The following is a 16541-nucleotide window of genomic DNA, read 5'->3' as shown; positions in this document are numbered from 1 at the left end:
TGCCAGAGTGTGCGCACAGTATCACCGATACGGATCGGTGACCTCCCGCAGCTTTGCCAGGGTGGCCGCGAGTTGGCCGTATTCCTTGGTGCTCAAATGCTTTCGCCATTCGGCGTGAACCTTGGTGACCTCGCGCCGCGCGATATCGCGCTGCTTCTTTCCGTGCGCGCTCAGCACCACGAGCCGGGCCCGACCGTCGGTCGGGTCGGGTTTGCGCTCGACGTCATCATCCACGCGCAGGACATGGAGATACCGCTCAACCCGGCGCGCGGTTTTTCTTTCGGGCGACCGATTGCGAGTTCACGATTGGGTAGGGCCCTGAGGTGGTGGGACCCATTCGGGACATCGTCCTTCTGCTGTTACGCCGACAGGCGGAACCGGTTCAGCCCACCGAAGCCAACGGAATCCAGATGCCGAGGAGCCAGAAACCCCAGGTGCGGAACCCGTCATCCCAGACCGGCTGTACCCGATATCCCCAGTAGTCGATGGACCGCGGGGGTGGACCCCAGCGGTCGGGGAGCGGACCGCGCCATTCCGCGCGCGGCGGCGCGGCCCAGCCCCAGGGCGGGCGCTGGTTGTAATGCCATGGGTTATCGCGCCATTCCCTACGGTCGTCCTGCCACCGATGGTCATCCCGCCGGTCCTGGTCGCGATCGCGCCAATTGTCATTACCGCGCCAACCGTCGTTGTAGCGGTAACCGTCGTGATCACCCCAGTCGTCATCGTCGTCGCCGTGGGGGCGATTCGGATGATCCTGGATGTAACCGGGCGGACCTGCGGGCTGCGCATAAGCCGGTATGGCACCGAGTCCAAGCGTGCCGACGGTCAGCGCGCTGATCATGGCGCCTTGGATCACAACGCTTTTCAGATTCATGTGCGACTCCTGTCCGATTATCTCGGCGGTTCGCCCCGACTCGACCGAAGGTGCTGATACTCAACAGCGGCCCCGCGGTGGTTATGCCGCGGCTGCCCAATTGGATATCGACAGGATGTCAATCGCCGTTACGTGCCCGTGCTCAGGCGGGCGTCACGGCTGTGGGATGGGCGGAATCTGTGGGATCTGCGGAATCGGAGGTGCCTGGGGCACCTCCGGAACCGGGGGCGCCTGGGGGATAGGTGGTGGTGGCGGAGGCGTGATGGGGTCGGCGTAGGCCAGGCCTTGCGCGCCCGCGAAGGCGGCCAATCCCATTGCCGCAGCGGATGCGCCTGTGACGATCAATCTCTTGATGTTCATGCGTTTCCTTTCCGAATCGGCGTACTGCCACCCAACGTACGCCGCGGCTAGGAAATGGGAATACTGCGCTGGTCGCTGCCGTTTAGGTTCTACGTAATTGAGCTGGCATAATGGCCTCTCAGTCTTTGACGGGTTCCGGTTCACGTCGCAACGCAGGCGACCCGGCGACCACTACACGAAGAGGAATCACCATGAAATCGGGTATCCACCCCAAGTATGTCGAGACCAATGTGGTCTGCGGCTGTGGCAACACTTTCGCCACTCACAGCACTAAGGACAGTGGCCACATCGTGGTCGAGGTCTGCTCGCAGTGCCACCCGTTCTACACGGGCAAGCAGAAGATCCTGGACAGCGGCGGTCGCGTCGCCCGGTTCGAGGCGCGGTACGGCAAGCGCAAGGCCGCAGCCGACCAGTAGCTTCCATGCCGACGCCCGTTCTGCTGATGCAGACCGGGCGTCGGTTTTTTTGTAGTGAACGTCTGAGGAGGGTGCATGGGCGAGACGCCACTGATCGAGGCGATGCTGGCTGAGCACGCTGAGCTGGAGAAGCAACTGGCCGACCCCGCGTTGCATGCTGATCCGGGCGCAGCGCGCAAGGCCGGACGTCGGTTCGCGATGCTGTCGCCGATCGTCGCCACCCACCGCAAGCTCTTCGCCGCCCGCGACGATGCGGCCACCGCCCGTGAGCTGTCGGCGGACGATCCTTCATTTGCCGATGAGCTGATCGAGTTGGAATCGTCCATCGCGGAGTTGGAAACCCAGCTCTCGGACATGCTCGCACCTCGCGACCCCCATGACGGCGACGACATCCTCCTCGAAGTGAAATCCGGTGAAGGCGGCGAGGAATCGGCGCTATTCGCTGCCGATCTGGCCCGCATGTACATCCGCTACGCCGAGCGGCATGGCTGGAAGGTCACGATTCTCGACGAGACCGAGTCTGATCTCGGCGGCTACAAGGACGCCACGCTGGCCATCGCCAGCAAGGGCGACAGCGCGGACGGCGTCTGGTCGCGACTCAAGTTTGAAGGTGGGGTGCACCGCGTACAACGTGTTCCCGTCACCGAATCCCAAGGGCGCGTGCACACCTCGGCGGCTGGCGTGTTGGTGTACCCCGAGCCCGAAGAGGTCGAGGAAGTCCAGATCGACGAATCGGATCTGCGAATCGATGTATATCGCTCCTCAGGCAAGGGCGGCCAGGGCGTCAACACCACCGACTCCGCGGTCCGCATCACCCATCTGCCGACGGGGATCGTGGTGACCTGCCAGAACGAGCGCTCACAGCTGCAGAACAAGGCCCGTGCCATGCAGGTGCTGGCGGCGCGGCTGCAGGCCCTCGCCGAGGAGCAGGCACAGGCCGACGCATCGGCGGGCCGTGCGAGCCAGATCCGCACCGTCGACCGCAGCGAGCGGATCCGCACCTACAACTTCCCTGAGAACCGGATCACCGATCATCGCGTCGGATTCAAGGCCCACAACCTGGATCAGGTGCTCGACGGTGACATGGATGCGCTGTTCGACGCACTGGCCGTTGCGGACCGGAAGGCGCGCCTGCAGGAGGCGTGATGAGCCGCTTGCGCGAAAGAACTGGGGGCTAGATGAGCCGCTTGCGCGAACTGATCGCTGAGGCGGTCGAATCACTTTCCCGGACAGGGGTTTCCAGCCCGCAGGTAGACGCCGAAGAGCTCGCCGCGCACCTGCTCGGCGTCCCGCGGACGCGGCTGCGCTTTACCGAGATCACCCCGGGTTTTCCCGAGAGGTACCGCGACCTGGTGGTGCAGCGGGCGCGGCGGATCCCGTTGCAGCATTTGATCGGCAACGCGGCCTTCGGCCCCATCGAGGTGTCCGTGGGTCCTGGAGTGTTCATCCCGCGCCCGGAGACAGAGTCGCTGTACGCCTGGGCGGCCGGCGAGTTGGCGCCACACGCGACGGTCGTCGAGCTATGTGCCGGATCGGCGGCTCTCGCGATCGCCCTGTCACATGACGAGCCGACCGCCCGTGTCCTCGCCGTTGAGCTCGACGGCGAGGCGCTGATATACACGCGGCGGAATACCGCCGGAACTCCGGTCGAGGTGGTCCAGGCCGATGTGACGATGCCCGCGCTGCTGACCGATCTTGATGGCACGGTCGATCTGATCGTCGCCAACCCGCCCTACATCCCTGAGAATGCCGAACTGGAGCCCGAAGTGGCGCAGCATGATCCGCCGCTGGCGCTGTTCGCGGGCGCGGACGGGCTGTCAGTCATCGCGCCCATCGTGACGGCAGCAGGTCGACTGCTCGCTCTGGGAGGCTGCATCGGCGTAGAGCACGATGACAGCAACGGAGATGGAACGTGCGAGCTATTCACGGCAAGCGGCTTATTCGATGACGTCACACAGCGGCAAGATCTTGGGGGCCGGCCGCGATTCGTCACCGCTCGCCGGAAAACGTCCTCGTCATAGACTTGTCCGGTGACCGTCGTCTATGACTGCCAGGATGCAGCGACCCGCCAGGAGGGGATCGACGCGGCGGTGAGCGCGCTCAAGGCAGGCGAATTGGTGGTTATGCCCACCGACACTGTCTACGGATTGGGTTGTGACGCATTCGATTCCAACGCGGTATCGGCGCTGCTTGCAGCCAAGGGGCGGGGGCGGGATATGCCCGTCGGGGTGCTCGTCGGGTCGTGGCACACCATCGACGGACTGGTGTTCGCCGTTCCGCCCGCTGCCCGCGAGCTCATCGAGGCATTCTGGCCGGGACCGCTGAGCATCATCGTGAGGCACGCGCCATCGCTGTCCTGGGATCTGGGGGATGCCCGGGGGAGCGTCATGCTGCGTATGCCCCTGCATCCGGTGGCGATCGACCTGCTGCGTGCCGTCGGTCCGATGGCGGTCTCCAGTGCCAATGTCTCGGGGCAGCCTGCGGCGCTCACCGGCACAGAGGCGCGCGATCAATTGGGTGACAGGGTGGCGGTGTATCTGGACGGCGGCACGGCGGAGCTGGGTGCGGCGTCGACGATCGTCGACCTCACCGGGCCGGCGCCGATGATCGTGCGGGAAGGGCCGATCACCCGGGACCAGATCGTCAGTGTCATTGGCACTGCGATCGGACCTGCCGATGGCGCAGAACCCACAGGATCTTGAAGTACGGTCAGATGCGTGGATTTCGGTGAGCCCAGATTCGGTGAGCGCCGTGGCCAGTGAACTGTTGGCGCTTGCTGATCGAGGTGCGGGCGTACCGCTGCGAGAGCTTGTCCTTGTTGGTCTGACCGCCGCCATCACGACGTTCTTCTGCACTGGTGGAGTGCGGCTTTTTGCGACCCGTGTGGGTGCGGTGGCCTACCCGCGCGAACGCGATGTCCACCTGCAGCCGACACCGCGGATGGGCGGTCTCGGGATCTATCTAGGTGTGTGCGCCGCGATCTTCCTGGCCTCGCAACTACCGGCCCTGACAAGGGGTTTCGTCTATTCTTCGGGCCTGCCGGCGGTAGTGGTCGCAGGCGGCATCATCATGGTCGTCGGTCTGATCGACGACAAATGGGGCCTGGACGCGCTGACCAAGTTCGCCGGCCAGGTCACCGCCGCCAGCGTTCTGGTCACCATGGGTGTGGCCTGGAGCATGATCTACATCCCGTTCGGCGGGGTGGGGACCATTGTGCTGGACCAGATGTCGTCCATCCTGGTCACGCTGGCGTTGACGGTGTCGATCGTGAACGCCATGAACTTCGTGGACGGGCTCGACGGCCTGGCTGCCGGTTTGGGCTTGATCACCGCGGCCGCCATCTGCATCTTTTCCGTCGGGCTACTGCGCAGCCATGGCGGCGATGTCCTGTACTACCCACCCGCGGTGATCTCGGTGGTGCTGGCCGGGGCGTGCCTGGGTTTTCTTCCGCACAACTTCCACCGGGCCCGGATTTTCATGGGCGACTCGGGGTCGATGCTGATCGGCCTGATGCTGGCGGCGGCGTCGACGACGGCCGCGGGCCCCATCTCGCAGAGTTCTTACGGTGCCAAGGACATGTTTGTCTTGCTGTCGCCGTTCCTGCTGGTGATCGCGGTCATGCTGGTACCGGCGCTGGATGCCTTGCTGGCGATCATCCGGCGGACCCGGGCGGGCCGTAGCCCCTTCAGCCCGGACAAGATGCATCTGCACCATCGGTTGCTTCAGATCGGGCATTCGCATCGCAAGGCGGTGCTGATCATCTACCTCTGGGTGGCCATCATCGCGTTCGGAGCGGCCAGCACCATCTTCTTCGAACCCCGATACGCGGGAGCGGTGGTGTTAGGCGCGATCGGTATCGCGATTGTCGCGACGGTCATCCCACTGTTGCGCCGTGAATCCGATCGGCCGACCGTGGCAGCTGCAGTGGTGTCGGATGTCGAATCGGACCCCAGTCCGCCAAGGGAACCAGCCGTGTACGACGAAAAGTAGTAGGGGTGCATTAACGGCCTCTACCATGTGATACCGTTCTGGCATACCCGAAAACTCACGGGTGCCGGCCACACCGGATCGGCGGGATTCTGAGAGCATTTGTCCGAATGTTCCAGGTGCCACCGGACCGATCAACTGACCGACAGAGAGCTGTCCTTTGAGGTGAGTTCCGCGAGCCCGCGGACCTCCGATAGGGTCTGACACCGACGAACGCAATTTTTTGTATCGCCACCCCGACAAAGATGTGAGGTGACACCCCAGATGACCGCGCCCCAGGCAAACCCCAATGCCCCGTTTGTACTCCCGGCATTGGCGTTCCGCCCGTTGCGTCTGACGGTTCTCTGTGGCGTTCTCGGCGCCCTGGCTCTGCTGGCCTCTGCACTTCTGGGGCATTGGGCGATCGGCGTCTTCTTCGTTACCGGGCTTGGACTCGGACTGGTGAACGCTCTCCTCGTTCGCCAGTCCGCGGAAGTCATTACCGCGCAAGACAATCCAAGCAAGCAAAAAATGGCCATCAATTCCGCTGCGCGGTTGATGGTCATTACCGTCCTTGCCCTGGTTATCGCGTTCGTTTTCCGCCCCGATGGTCTTGGGGTGTTCTTCGGAGTTGCGTTGTTCCAGGTGCTGCTGGTGTTGACCACCGCTGTGCCGGTGTGGAAAGGGATCCGTTCAGTGAATCAGGCGGAGGTATAGCCGACCATGAGCACCACGACTTTTCTGGCCGAAGGCGCCATCGAAGTTGGCCACCACACTCATGCGCATTGGCCGCTCATTGGTGAGGTCAACACCGACACCATCCTGGCCTCTGCCATTGCCGGCGTGATCGTCATCGCGCTCGCGCTCTTCCTGAGGGCCAAGGTCACCTCGACCGGTGTGCCCAACGGTGTGCAGCTGTTCTTCGAGGCCGTGACCGTCCAGTTCCGCAACCAGGTCGAGGCCGCAATCGGCATGAAGATCGCGCCGTTCGTGCTGCCGCTGGCCGTGACGATCTTCGTCTTCGTGCTGGTGTCCAACTGGATCTCGGTGCTGCCGGTGCAGTACACCGACGCCAACGGCGCCACCGCCGAACTCCTCAAACCGCCTGCCTCGGATATCAACTACGTGCTGGCCCTGGCATTGTTCGTGTTCCTCTGCTATCACGCCGCAGGGTTCATGCGGCGTGGCCTCATCGGTCACCCGATCAAGGTGATCAAGGGACACGTTCCGGCCTTGGCGCTCATCAACATCGTCGAGGAGATCGCCAAGCCGATATCGCTATCGCTGCGGCTCTTCGGCAACATGTTTGCCGGTGGCATCATGGTCGCGCTGATCGCGCTGTTCCCCGCGTACATCATGTGGGCGCCCAACGCCATCTGGAAAACGTTCGATCTATTCGTCGGTCTGATCCAGGCCTTCATCTTCGCGCTGCTGACAATCCTGTACTTCAGCCAGTCGATGGAAACCGACGAACACCACTAATTACATAGACCAACCTGAAAGACCCTGGTAGCACAGCTACCACTTAATAAGGAGGAAAGAGATGGCGGACCCGACAATTGTTGCTGGTGCCCTCATTGGCGGTGGTTTGATCATGGCCGGCGGCGCGATCGGTGCCGGTATCGGTGACGGTATCGCCGGTAACGCCCTGATCTCCGGTGTAGCTCGCCAGCCCGAGGCTCAAGGCCGGCTGTTCACGCCGTTCTTCATCACCGTCGGTCTGGTTGAGGCCGCGTACTTCATCAACCTGGCCTTCATGGCGCTGTTCGTTTTCGCTACTCCCGGCGCTAGCTAATCGGCATGGGTGAATTGCAGAGCGTCGTCGTGGCGCAGGCCGCCGAAGAGGGTGCGGAGAAGTCGAACTTCCTCATCCCCAACGGCACCTTCTTCGTCGTCCTGGCGATCTTCCTGATCGTCCTAGCGGTCATCGGGACCTTTGTGGTGCCGCCGGTCCAAAAGGTGCTCACGGCACGCGAGGACATGGTCACCAAGACGGCAGAGGACACCAAGAACGCCGCCGAGCAATTCACCGCCGCCGAGGCCGACTACAAGGATGAGCTGGCCAAGGCGCGCGGTGCCGCGACAGCGGTGCGCGACGAGGCCAGGGCCGAGGGACGCGGAATTCTCGAGGACATGCGTCAGCGGGCCAATGCGGAAGCCAATGCTGTGTCATCAGCGGCGGCCGAATCGTTGACCCGTCAGGGCGAGGCAACTTCGGGAGAGCTGGCGGCGAACGTCGACAGCCTGTCCCGAACCCTCGCCGAACGCGTTCTTGGCGTGAGCCTTTCGGAACCAGCGAATGCAGGGCGAGGCTAGGTACAGATGTCGACATTTATCGGGCAGCTCATCGGTTTCGCTGTCATCGTGTTCCTGGTGGTCAAGTTCGTGGTGCCACCGGTGCGCACGCTGATGGGCAAGCAGCAGGACGTGGTGCGCCAGCAGCTCGCCGACAGTAAGTCGGCTGCGGCCAAGCTCGTCGAGGCCGAGGGTGCACATGCCAAGGCGATCGAAGACGCCAAGGCCGACGCCGCCGAGATCGCCGAAGAAGCCAAGGCCGATGCCAAGCAGATCTCCAAGCAGCTGCGCGAGCAGGCCGACGCCGAGGTCGAGCGGATCAAGGTGCACGGCCAGGAGCAGATCCTGCTGCAGCGCCAGCAGCTGATCCGTCAGCTCCGCGGTGATCTCGGTACTGAATCCGTGAACCGTGCAGGCGATTTGGTTCGTTCACATGTCGGTGACCCGACAGCGCAATCCGCCACCGTCGACCGGTTCCTGGATGAGCTGACCCAGATGGCCGGCAGTGTCAACACCGAACGCCGGCCGTTGGCAGTCGGGGGAGCAGGTCTGCACGCCGCCAGCCGCGAGTCGCTCGCCGAGCAGGTATCCGCTTTTCAAGCCAACGCGGTCTCGCTCGACAGCCTGACGCTCAACGCACTGGCCGATGATCTGACCGCGGTCGCCGAGCTCCTCATCAAGGAGTTGGTGCTGCGTAAGCACTTGTCCGAGCCGGTCGACGCCAGCGAGCTGTCCGCCAAGATCACCTTGGTCGACTCGATATTCACTTCCAAGATCGGACGGCCGGCGCTCGAGGTCGTGCGCTCGGCCGTTACCGCCCGCTGGTCTGCCTCCGGTGATCTGATCACCGCGATCGAACACATCGCCCGCCTCGCTCTGTTGGAGCGGGCCGAACGCGACGGTCAGATCGACGATGTCGAAGACCAGTTGTTCCGCATCAGCCGCGTCCTCGACGGCGAGCCGCAGCTGAGCTTGCTGCTGAGCAACACCGCCGCGCCTACCGCCGATCGCGTGACGCTGTTGAAGAACGTCCTCGCCGGTCGTTCCAACCTGATCGTGACCAGCCTGCTGGCGCAGACCGTGCGTCTGTTGCGCGGTAAGCGCGCAGATATCGCAGTACTTGATGTCGCCGAATTGGCGGTTGCCCGGCGCAACGAGTCGGTCGCTCACGTGAAGTCGGCCGCCCCGATCAGCGATGCTCAGAGCACACGGCTGGCCCAGGTGCTCGGGCAGATTTACGGCCGCACCATCGCGGTGCAGCTGGATGTGGATCCCGAACTGCTGGGCGGGCTCGTCGTCAACATCGGTGACGAGGAGATCGACGGCAGCCTGTCCACCCGGCTTTCCGCGGCCGCCCTCCACCTGCCCAACTAAGCAACCACCAGACTTACCCCGCAAGAAGAGCCAGGAACAGGAAGACGAGAAAAGCCATGACAGAGTTGACGATCTCCTCGGCGGACATCTCCGGCGCGATCGAGCAGTACGTCGCGACGTTCTCTGCCGACCCCGCCCGCGAAGAAATCGGCATCGTCGCCGACACCGGTGACGGCATCGCCCACGTCGAGGGTCTGCCTTCGGTCATGACTCAGGAGCTCCTCGAGTTCCCGGGCGGCGTGCTGGGTGTGGCGCTAAACCTGGACGAGCGCAGCGTCGGCACCGTTATCCTCGGCGACTTCCACGGCATCGAAGAGGGCCAGCAGGTCAAGCGCACCGGCGAGGTCTTATCGGTACCGGTGGGCGACGCCTTCCTCGGTCGCGTCATCAACCCGCTCGGTCAGCCGATCGACGGCCGCGGCGACATCGAGGCCGAGACCACTCGCGCGCTCGAGCTCCAGGCCGCCAGTGTGGTCGAGCGTCAAAGTGTTGCGGAGCCGCTGCAGACCGGCATCAAGGCCATCGACTCGCAGACCCCCATCGGTCGCGGCCAGCGCCAGCTGATCATCGGTGACCGCAAGACCGGCAAGACCGCCGTCTGCGTCGACACCATCCTGAACCAGAAGCAGGCCTGGGACAGCGGCGATCCGCAGCAGCAGGTGCGCTGCATCTACGTCGCCGTCGGACAGAAGGGCTCGACCATCGCTGCGGTGCGCCGCACCCTGGACGAGGCCGGCGCGCTGGAGTACACCACCATCGTGGCCGCCCCGGCCTCCGATGCGGCGGGCTTCAAATGGCTTGCGCCGTACACCGGCTCGGCCCTCGGCCAGCATTGGATGTACCAGGGCAAGCACGTCCTCATCGTGTTCGACGACCTCACCAAGCAGGCCGAGGCCTACCGCGCCATCTCGCTGCTGCTGCGCCGTCCGCCGGGCCGCGAGGCATACCCGGGTGACGTCTTCTACTTGCACTCGCGTCTGCTGGAGCGTTGCGCGAAGCTGTCCGACGCGCTGGGTGCCGGCTCGCTGACCGGTCTGCCGATCATCGAGACCAAGGCCAACGACATCTCGGCCTACATCCCCACCAACGTCATCTCGATCACCGACGGACAGTGCTTCCTGCAGACCGACCTCTTCAACCAGGGCGTACGCCCGGCCATCAACGTTGGTGTGTCGGTGTCGCGCGTGGGTGGTGCCGCACAGATCAAGGCAATGAAGGAAGTAGCCGGCTCGCTGCGGTTGGAGCTCTCGCAGTACCGCGAGTTGGAGGCCTTCGCGGCCTTCGCCTCGGACCTGGATGCCACCTCGAAGGCCCAGCTGGAGCGTGGTGCGCGCTTGGTCGAGCTGCTCAAGCAGTCGCAGAACTCGCCGTACCCGGTCGAGGAGCAGGTCGTGGCGATCTACCTCGGCACCGGTGGACACCTCGACTCGGTGCCGGTCGGTGATGTCATCCGGTTCGAGCAGGAATTCCTCGACCACGTGCGCGGCTCACACGCCGACATTCTGACCGATATCAAGGAGACCAAGAAGTTCTCGGAGGACACCGAATCCAAGCTCACGGCCGCGATCAACGCGTTCAAGAAGAGCTTCGCCGCCACTGATGGCAGCTCGGTGGAGGTCAAGGACGTCGCGGCCGAGGCGCTCGACGAGTCCGAGGTCGGTCAGGAGACCGTCCAGGTCCGCAAGCCGGCTCCGGCAAAAAAGTAGAGCAGTAGGACCTCCAGAAAATGGCTGCACAAATCCGAGAACTGCGCCGGCGGATCAAATCCGCCGGATCGATCAAGAAGATCACCAAGGCGCAAGAGCTGATCGCGACATCGCGCATCTCTAAGGCGCAGGCACGTGTGGTGGCGGCTCGTCCGTACGCGGCCGAGATCACCAACGTGCTTACCGCACTCGCCGATGATGCCGCGTTGGATCATCCGCTACTGGTGGCGCGGGCCGAGCCGAAGCGGGCAGGCGTGCTCATCGTCTCGTCGGACCGCGGGCTGTGCGGTGGGTACAACGCCAACGTGCTGCGTGTCGCCGAGGAGCTGTTCGCGCTGCTGCGTGAGCAGGGCAAGACCCCAGTGATCTACGTGGTCGGCCGCAAGGCGCTGAACTTCTACAAGTTCCGTGGCCGCACGGTCACTCAGTCCTGGACCGGGTTCTCCGAGCGTCCCGAGTACTCACACGCCCAGGAAATCGCCGGCGTGCTGGTGGATGCCTTCCTGGCGGGTGCCGATGACGACGGCGACGAGCCCGGTGCCGATGGCATTCTCGGCGTCGACGAGCTGCATATCGTGTACACCGAGTTCAAGTCGATGCTGACCCAGTCGGCCGTGGCCAAGCGGATCGCGCCGATGGAGATCGAGTACGTCGGCGAGGCCGCCGGACCGACCACCCAGTACTCGTTCGAGCCTGACGCCACAACGCTTTTCGCGTCCCTGCTGCCTCGCTACCTGGCGACCCGGGTGTACGCGGCGCTGCTGGAGGCGGCAGCCTCGGAGTCGGCATCCCGCCGGCGCGCCATGAAGGCGGCCACGGATAACGCCGATGACCTCATCAAGGGACTCACCCTGGAAGCCAACCGTGCTCGCCAGGCCCAGATCACCCAGGAAATCAGTGAAATCGTTGGCGGCGTGGACGCGCTTGCCTCGGCCGCCGCAAGCGAACATTAAGAATAGAAAGAGTCGAGCCAGATGACTGCTGCAACTGCTAACAAGACCGTCGGACGAGTGGTTCGCGTTACCGGCCCGGTCGTCGACGTGGAGTTCCCGCGTGGCGCCGTGCCGCCGCTCTTCTCCGCCCTCAACGCCGAGATCACCTACGAAGCGATGGCCAAGACGCTGACCCTCGAGGTGGCACAGCACCTGGGCGACAACCTCGTTCGCACCGTCTCCATGCAGCCGACTGACGGCCTGGTGCGTGGCGTGGATGTCACCAACACCGGTAGCACCATCTCGGTGCCGGTCGGTGACGGCGTGAAGGGTCACGTCTTCAACGCCTTGGGCGACTGCCTCGACGAGCCGGGCTACGGCAGCGATTTCGAGAAGTGGTCCATCCACCGCAAGCCCCCGGCCTTCGACCAGCTCGAGCCGCGTACTGAGATGCTGGAGACCGGCCTTAAGGTCGTCGACCTGCTGACCCCGTACGTGCGTGGTGGCAAGATCGCGCTCTTCGGTGGTGCCGGTGTGGGTAAGACCGTGCTGATCCAGGAGATGATCAACCGCATCGCCCGGAACTTCGGTGGTACCTCGGTATTCGCCGGCGTTGGTGAGCGCACCCGTGAGGGCAACGACCTGTGGGTCGAGCTTGCCGATGCCAACGTGCTCAAGGACACCGCGTTGGTGTTCGGCCAGATGGACGAGCCGCCCGGCACGCGTATGCGCGTCGCGCTCTCGGCGCTGACCATGGCGGAGTACTTCCGCGATGAGCAGGGTCAGGACGTGCTGCTGTTCATCGACAACATCTTCCGGTTCACCCAGGCCGGCTCGGAGGTGTCGACCCTGCTGGGCCGCATGCCGTCCGCCGTGGGTTACCAGCCGACGCTGGCCGACGAGATGGGTGAGCTGCAGGAGCGCATCACCTCGACCCGCGGTCGCTCGATCACCTCGATGCAGGCCGTGTACGTGCCCGCCGACGACTACACCGACCCGGCGCCGGCGACCACGTTCGCGCACCTGGACGCCACCACCGAGCTTTCTCGTGCGGTGTTCTCCAAGGGCATCTTCCCGGCCGTGGACCCGTTGGCCTCGTCGTCGACGATTCTGCTGCCGTCCGTGGTGGGTGAGGAGCACTACCGGGTTGCGCAGGAAGTCATCCGTGTTCTGCAGCGCTACCAGGACCTGCAGGACATCATCGCCATCCTCGGTATCGACGAGCTGTCGGAAGAAGACAAGCAGCTGGTGGGCCGTGCCCGTCGTATCGAGCGTTTCCTGAGCCAGAACATGATGGCTGCCGAGCAGTTCACCGGCCAGCCCGGCTCGACCGTGCCGCTCAAGGAGACCATCGAGGCCTTCGACAAGCTCACCAAGGGTGAGTTCGACCACCTGCCCGAGCAGGCGTTCTTCCTCATCGGTGGTCTGGACGACCTGGCGAAGAAGGCCGAAAGCCTCGGCGCCAAGCTGTAATTCGTCGCTAGCCATCTGAAGGAGGTGCACTGAATGTCCGAAATTGACGTCGAGATTGTCGCCGTCGAGCGCGAGATCTGGTCGGGTAAGGCCACATTCGTCTTTACCCGCACGACCTCCGGTGAAATCGGAATCCTGCCGCACCACATTCCCTTGGTGGCGCAGCTGGTGGACGATGCCGCGGTGAAGATCGAGCGCGAGGGCGCTGACGACCTGTGGTGGGCGATCGACGGGGGATTCCTGTCGATCACCGACACCAAGGTCAGCATCCTGGCGGAGTCCGTGCAGGCACGTGCGGATATTGACGAGGCCAAGGCCAAGGCCGATTCCGGTTCCGACGTTCCACGGGTGGCCGCGCAGGGACGCGCGCGCTTACGTGCGCTCGGACAGACGGTTTAGCATTACCCACCTAGGGATACCGCTTTGAGCGTGACGGCGATGATCGAGATCTCGATCATCGCCGTTCTCGTTTTGGCGGTGGCTGCCTTGAGTTTTCGTCTGCTCAAGTTGCGACATGGCGGGACCGCCGCGTTGTTACGGGATGCTCGACCGGACACCGGCCCAGATGTTCTTCGCGTAAGCGGCTCATCGCAGGAGCGGCGCTGGCGCCACGGCGTCATGCGTTACCGCGAATCTGAGGCGGAGTTCTATCGGTTGTCCAGTATTCGACTGTGGCCGGATCGCCGGCTGTCGCGACGTGATCTCGAGATCCTCGATCGTCGGATTCCGCGCGGCGATGAGTACGACATCATGACCGCCGAAATCGTGGTGCTGCAGCTGCGTGACGGTGCGCGTGAATACGAAATGGCGCTGGATCGCGGTGCGCTGACCGCGTTCATGTCGTGGATGGAGTCGCGGCCCTCGCCGCGGGCAGAGCGCCGCAGCCGCTAGGCATTTCTCGCCGACACGTCGTGTTGCGGTGGTTTCGTACCGCGTGTTTTCGCCACGAGGCGGTATGTCGAGGAGGATCTGAAGGATTTAGGCGGGCTGTGCCGGTCCGCCGGGCTTCCAGAGCGTGTCCTTGCCGCCGTTGGCGACCCGCGACAGGATGAACAGCAGATCCGAGAGCCGGTTCAGATATTTGGCGGTCAGCACATTGGTGCTGTCGGGATACGTATCGATTGCGGCCCAGGCCGAACGTTCCGCTCGACGCGCCACGGTCCGTGCCACGTGCAATAAGCCGGATAGTGGGGTACCGCCCGGCAGCACAAAGGAATTCAGCTTCGGTAGATCCTCGTTGTACTCGTCACACCAGCCTTCTAGGCGGTCGACATACGGCTGCGTGATCCGCAGCGGGGGGTATTCAGGATTGGGCACGACGGGGGTGGACAGGTCTGCGCCGGCGTCGAACAGATCGTTCTGGATCTGCAACAGCACCGAATTGATCGCTTGACTCGGGTTCCCGAGCACCACTGCGACGCCAATAGCGGCGTTGGCCTCATCGCAATCGGCGTATGCGAGGAGCCGTGGGTCGTTCTTCGGCACTCGTGAGAAGTCGCTTAGACCGGTGGTCCCGTCATCTCCGGTCCGGGTGTAGATGCGAGTGAGATGCACACCACTCGATGCTCTCCGCGCACTCTCGGGGTCCCTCTCGCTTGCGGGCGCCTCATCGGTCATGCGTTGAAACGTTACCCGGCTACGCTGTCGGGCGTGAGCGAGCATTTCTTGGTGACCGGCGGCGCCCGGCTTACAGGTCAAGTGGCTGTTACCGGCGCCAAGAACAGCGTGCTCAAGTTGATGGCGGCCGCGCTGCTGGCGGAGGGAGTCAGCACCATCACCAACTGCCCCGACATCCTGGACGTGCCCTTGATGGCCGAGGTGCTGCGCGGATTGGGTGCCACGGTGGAACTCGAAGGCGACGTCGTCACGATCACCTCGCCGGCTGAGCTCAAATACGACGCCGACTTCGCGGCGGTACGTCAGTTCCGGGCTTCGGTCTGCGTCCTGGGTCCGTTGGTGGGCCGGTGTCGACGGGCGAAGGTGGCGTTACCGGGTGGAGATGCCATCGGGTCTCGCCCGCTCGACATGCACCAGGCGGGCCTGCGGCAGCTGGGGGCGGAGTGCACGATCGAGCATGGCTGTGTGGTCGCCGAGGCAAAAGCGTTGCACGGGGCCAATATTCAACTTGACTTCCCGTCGGTGGGTGCGACCGAGAACATCTTGATGGCAGCTGTGCTTGCCGATGGCATCACCACAATCCACAACGCGGCGCGTGAACCAGACGTGGTGGATCTCTGCACCATGTTGGTGCAGATGGGCGCCCAGATAGAAGGTGCTGGAACGTCGACGTTGACGGTTACCGGCGTGCCTCAGCTTCATCCCACCGAGCATCGCGTTATCGGAGACCGAATCGTCGCTGCCACTTGGGGTATCGCCGCCGCGATGACTCGGGGTGATGTCACGGTCACCGGAGTTGATCCAGAGCACCTCCAGCTGGTGCTGCACAAGCTCCACGATGCCGGCGCCACAGTTACCCAGGACGACAACGGATTTCGCGTGGTTCAGTACGAGCGTCCCAAAGCGATCAACGTGGCCACGCTGCCATTCCCGGGATTCCCAACTGACTTGCAGCCCATGGCAATTGGTCTTGCAGCGATAGCCGACGGCACTTCCATGATCACCGAGAACGTCTTCGAGGCCAGATTCCGCTTTGTCGAGGAGATGATGCGATTGGGCGCCGACGCGCGAACAGACGGGCATCACGCAGTGGTTCGGGGTATCCGTCAACTGTCCAGTGCGCCGGTGTGGTCATCGGATATCCGGGCCGGCGCGGGGCTGGTGCTGGCGGGGTTGGTGGCGGACGGCGTCACGGAGGTATACGATGTCTTCCATATCGACCGCGGTTACCCGTTGTTCGTGGAGAACCTCCAGAGCTTGGGTGCCGAAGTCGAGCGGGTCAGCTAGCGCTGGCCAGCCCCGAACCCCGAAGTTGACTCAAGTTCATTGGACTTGGTACAGTGGTGGGGTTGCCCTGAATGAGCGAGGCCGGGACAAGGAAGCGATTCCGAAATTCCGGTCTGGGTTGGTGCGCAGTTGACCAGCTCGAAACCGGGAGTTTGACTCAAGTTCACTGAACTTGATAAGGTTCCCGGGCCGCTTAGATAGAGCAAAAGCCGAAATAGAAGAAGAAATTCAGATATCTCGG

Annotated in this window: 20 protein-coding genes; 16 read left to right on the top strand and 4 right to left on the bottom strand. The window is 63.7% G+C overall.

The annotated features are described in order from the left end of the window. Positions 1-21: 21 nt before the first annotated feature. The 3 genes from AB0H22_RS10410 to AB0H22_RS10400 all read right to left on the bottom strand — a co-directional run bounded on the left by AB0H22_RS10410 (position 22) and on the right by AB0H22_RS10400 (position 1234). Positions 22-234, bottom strand: coding sequence for a hypothetical protein (locus tag AB0H22_RS10410; RefSeq protein ID WP_358146556.1), 213 nt, complete (start codon positions 232-234; stop codon positions 22-24). A 148-nt stretch (positions 235-382) separates the two neighbouring features. Continuing rightward, positions 383-874 carry a hypothetical protein gene (locus tag AB0H22_RS10405; RefSeq protein ID WP_180752229.1) on the bottom strand — a complete coding sequence of 164 codons (492 nt, stop codon included), beginning with the start codon at positions 872-874 and terminating at the stop codon, positions 383-385. 153 nt (positions 875-1027) lie between these two features. Next, positions 1028-1234: a hypothetical protein gene (locus AB0H22_RS10400; protein WP_180752230.1), complete on the bottom strand. Its 207-nt coding sequence runs from the start codon at positions 1232-1234 to the stop codon at positions 1028-1030. 191 nt (positions 1235-1425) lie between these two features. On the opposite strand from AB0H22_RS10400, the gene rpmE reads away from it, so the two are divergent. From rpmE to AB0H22_RS10325, 15 genes are all read left to right on the top strand, one after another. Then, positions 1426-1650, top strand: a complete 225-nt coding sequence (gene rpmE / locus AB0H22_RS10395; RefSeq protein WP_180752231.1) for a 50S ribosomal protein L31 — start codon at positions 1426-1428, stop codon at positions 1648-1650. A gap of 75 nt (positions 1651-1725) precedes the next feature. Then, positions 1726-2796 (top strand): peptide chain release factor 1, encoded by a 1071-nt coding sequence (gene prfA / locus AB0H22_RS10390; protein ID WP_180752232.1) that lies wholly within the window; start codon positions 1726-1728, stop codon positions 2794-2796. 32 nt (positions 2797-2828) lie between these two features. Next, positions 2829-3671, top strand: coding sequence for a peptide chain release factor N(5)-glutamine methyltransferase (gene prmC / locus AB0H22_RS10385; RefSeq protein WP_358146555.1), 843 nt, complete (start codon positions 2829-2831; stop codon positions 3669-3671). A gap of 9 nt (positions 3672-3680) precedes the next feature. Continuing rightward, a complete protein-coding gene (locus tag AB0H22_RS10380; protein WP_358146554.1) occupies positions 3681-4352 on the top strand; it encodes an L-threonylcarbamoyladenylate synthase in 672 nt (223 codons plus the stop codon). Beyond that, the gene (locus AB0H22_RS10375; protein ID WP_358146553.1) at positions 4327-5640 is read left to right on the top strand and encodes an MraY family glycosyltransferase; all 1314 of its coding nucleotides are present in this window, start codon (positions 4327-4329) and stop codon (positions 5638-5640) included. Before AB0H22_RS10380 ends, AB0H22_RS10375 begins: the two co-directional genes overlap by 26 nt. Before the next feature lie 261 nt (positions 5641-5901). Then, complete coding sequence (locus AB0H22_RS10370; RefSeq protein WP_180752235.1) at positions 5902-6333, top strand: ATP synthase subunit I; 432 nt, start codon at positions 5902-5904, stop codon at positions 6331-6333. Positions 6334-6339: 6 nt separating this feature from the next. Further along, positions 6340-7098, top strand: coding sequence for a F0F1 ATP synthase subunit A (atpB, locus tag AB0H22_RS10365; RefSeq protein ID WP_180752236.1), 759 nt, complete (start codon positions 6340-6342; stop codon positions 7096-7098). A gap of 61 nt (positions 7099-7159) precedes the next feature. Further along, positions 7160-7411 carry a F0F1 ATP synthase subunit C gene (locus AB0H22_RS10360; RefSeq protein WP_005059842.1) on the top strand — a complete coding sequence of 84 codons (252 nt, stop codon included), beginning with the start codon at positions 7160-7162 and terminating at the stop codon, positions 7409-7411. Between the two features lie 5 nt (positions 7412-7416). After that, on the top strand, positions 7417-7932 hold the full coding sequence (locus AB0H22_RS10355; protein ID WP_358146550.1) for a F0F1 ATP synthase subunit B: 516 nt from the start codon (positions 7417-7419) through the stop codon (positions 7930-7932). Positions 7933-7938: 6 nt separating this feature from the next. Then, positions 7939-9285: a F0F1 ATP synthase subunit B/delta gene (locus AB0H22_RS10350; RefSeq protein WP_358146549.1), complete on the top strand. Its 1347-nt coding sequence runs from the start codon at positions 7939-7941 to the stop codon at positions 9283-9285. Between the two features lie 56 nt (positions 9286-9341). After that, positions 9342-10991: a F0F1 ATP synthase subunit alpha gene (gene atpA / locus AB0H22_RS10345; RefSeq protein WP_180752239.1), complete on the top strand. Its 1650-nt coding sequence runs from the start codon at positions 9342-9344 to the stop codon at positions 10989-10991. Between the two features lie 20 nt (positions 10992-11011). After that, positions 11012-11944, top strand: coding sequence for a F0F1 ATP synthase subunit gamma (locus AB0H22_RS10340; RefSeq protein WP_358146548.1), 933 nt, complete (start codon positions 11012-11014; stop codon positions 11942-11944). 21 nt (positions 11945-11965) lie between these two features. Next, positions 11966-13396, top strand: coding sequence for a F0F1 ATP synthase subunit beta (gene atpD, locus AB0H22_RS10335; protein WP_180752241.1), 1431 nt, complete (start codon positions 11966-11968; stop codon positions 13394-13396). 33 nt (positions 13397-13429) lie between these two features. Then, entirely contained in the window at positions 13430-13795 is a 366-nt protein-coding gene (locus AB0H22_RS10330) for a F0F1 ATP synthase subunit epsilon (RefSeq protein ID WP_358146547.1), read from the top strand. Between the two features lie 39 nt (positions 13796-13834). Next, positions 13835-14287 carry a DUF2550 domain-containing protein gene (locus tag AB0H22_RS10325; protein ID WP_180752287.1) on the top strand — a complete coding sequence of 151 codons (453 nt, stop codon included), beginning with the start codon at positions 13835-13837 and terminating at the stop codon, positions 14285-14287. Between the two features lie 87 nt (positions 14288-14374). Here the strand turns inward: AB0H22_RS10325 and AB0H22_RS10320 are convergent, their stop codons facing one another. Beyond that, positions 14375-14950, bottom strand: coding sequence for a cob(I)yrinic acid a,c-diamide adenosyltransferase (locus AB0H22_RS10320; protein WP_180752288.1), 576 nt, complete (start codon positions 14948-14950; stop codon positions 14375-14377). Positions 14951-15046: 96 nt separating this feature from the next. On the opposite strand from AB0H22_RS10320, the gene murA reads away from it, so the two are divergent. Continuing rightward, entirely contained in the window at positions 15047-16300 is a 1254-nt protein-coding gene (gene murA / locus AB0H22_RS10315; RefSeq protein ID WP_180752243.1) for a UDP-N-acetylglucosamine 1-carboxyvinyltransferase, read from the top strand. Positions 16301-16541: the final 241 nt, after the last annotated feature.

The organism is Mycobacterium sp. NPDC050853 (genome assembly GCF_040653875.1).
GTDB lineage: Bacteria > Actinomycetota > Actinomycetes > Mycobacteriales > Mycobacteriaceae > Mycobacterium.
Note: the sequence above shows the minus strand (reverse complement) of the source record. Positions and strands in the feature narration are given on the sequence as shown.

What these genes read in the sequence shown, in the direction of transcription:
- AB0H22_RS10405 (WP_180752229.1), bottom strand. Translation starts at nt 874, where the DNA reads ATGAATCTGAAAAGCGTTGTGATCCAAGGCGCCATGATCAGCGCGCTG.
- AB0H22_RS10400 (WP_180752230.1), bottom strand. Translation starts at nt 1,234, where the DNA reads ATGAACATCAAGAGATTGATCGTCACAGGCGCATCCGCTGCGGCAATG.
- rpmE (WP_180752231.1), top strand. Translation starts at nt 1,426, where the DNA reads ATGAAATCGGGTATCCACCCCAAGTATGTCGAGACCAATGTGGTCTGC.
- prfA (WP_180752232.1), top strand. Translation starts at nt 1,726, where the DNA reads ATGGGCGAGACGCCACTGATCGAGGCGATGCTGGCTGAGCACGCTGAG.
- prmC (WP_358146555.1), top strand. Translation starts at nt 2,829, where the DNA reads ATGAGCCGCTTGCGCGAACTGATCGCTGAGGCGGTCGAATCACTTTCC.
- AB0H22_RS10375 (WP_358146553.1), top strand. Translation starts at nt 4,327, where the DNA reads ATGGCGCAGAACCCACAGGATCTTGAAGTACGGTCAGATGCGTGGATT.
- AB0H22_RS10370 (WP_180752235.1), top strand. Translation starts at nt 5,902, where the DNA reads ATGACCGCGCCCCAGGCAAACCCCAATGCCCCGTTTGTACTCCCGGCA.
- atpB (WP_180752236.1), top strand. Translation starts at nt 6,340, where the DNA reads ATGAGCACCACGACTTTTCTGGCCGAAGGCGCCATCGAAGTTGGCCAC.
- AB0H22_RS10360 (WP_005059842.1), top strand. Translation starts at nt 7,160, where the DNA reads ATGGCGGACCCGACAATTGTTGCTGGTGCCCTCATTGGCGGTGGTTTG.
- AB0H22_RS10355 (WP_358146550.1), top strand. Translation starts at nt 7,417, where the DNA reads ATGGGTGAATTGCAGAGCGTCGTCGTGGCGCAGGCCGCCGAAGAGGGT.
- AB0H22_RS10350 (WP_358146549.1), top strand. Translation starts at nt 7,939, where the DNA reads ATGTCGACATTTATCGGGCAGCTCATCGGTTTCGCTGTCATCGTGTTC.
- atpA (WP_180752239.1), top strand. Translation starts at nt 9,342, where the DNA reads ATGACAGAGTTGACGATCTCCTCGGCGGACATCTCCGGCGCGATCGAG.
- AB0H22_RS10340 (WP_358146548.1), top strand. Translation starts at nt 11,012, where the DNA reads ATGGCTGCACAAATCCGAGAACTGCGCCGGCGGATCAAATCCGCCGGA.
- atpD (WP_180752241.1), top strand. Translation starts at nt 11,966, where the DNA reads ATGACTGCTGCAACTGCTAACAAGACCGTCGGACGAGTGGTTCGCGTT.
- AB0H22_RS10330 (WP_358146547.1), top strand. Translation starts at nt 13,430, where the DNA reads ATGTCCGAAATTGACGTCGAGATTGTCGCCGTCGAGCGCGAGATCTGG.
- AB0H22_RS10325 (WP_180752287.1), top strand. Translation starts at nt 13,835, where the DNA reads ATGATCGAGATCTCGATCATCGCCGTTCTCGTTTTGGCGGTGGCTGCC.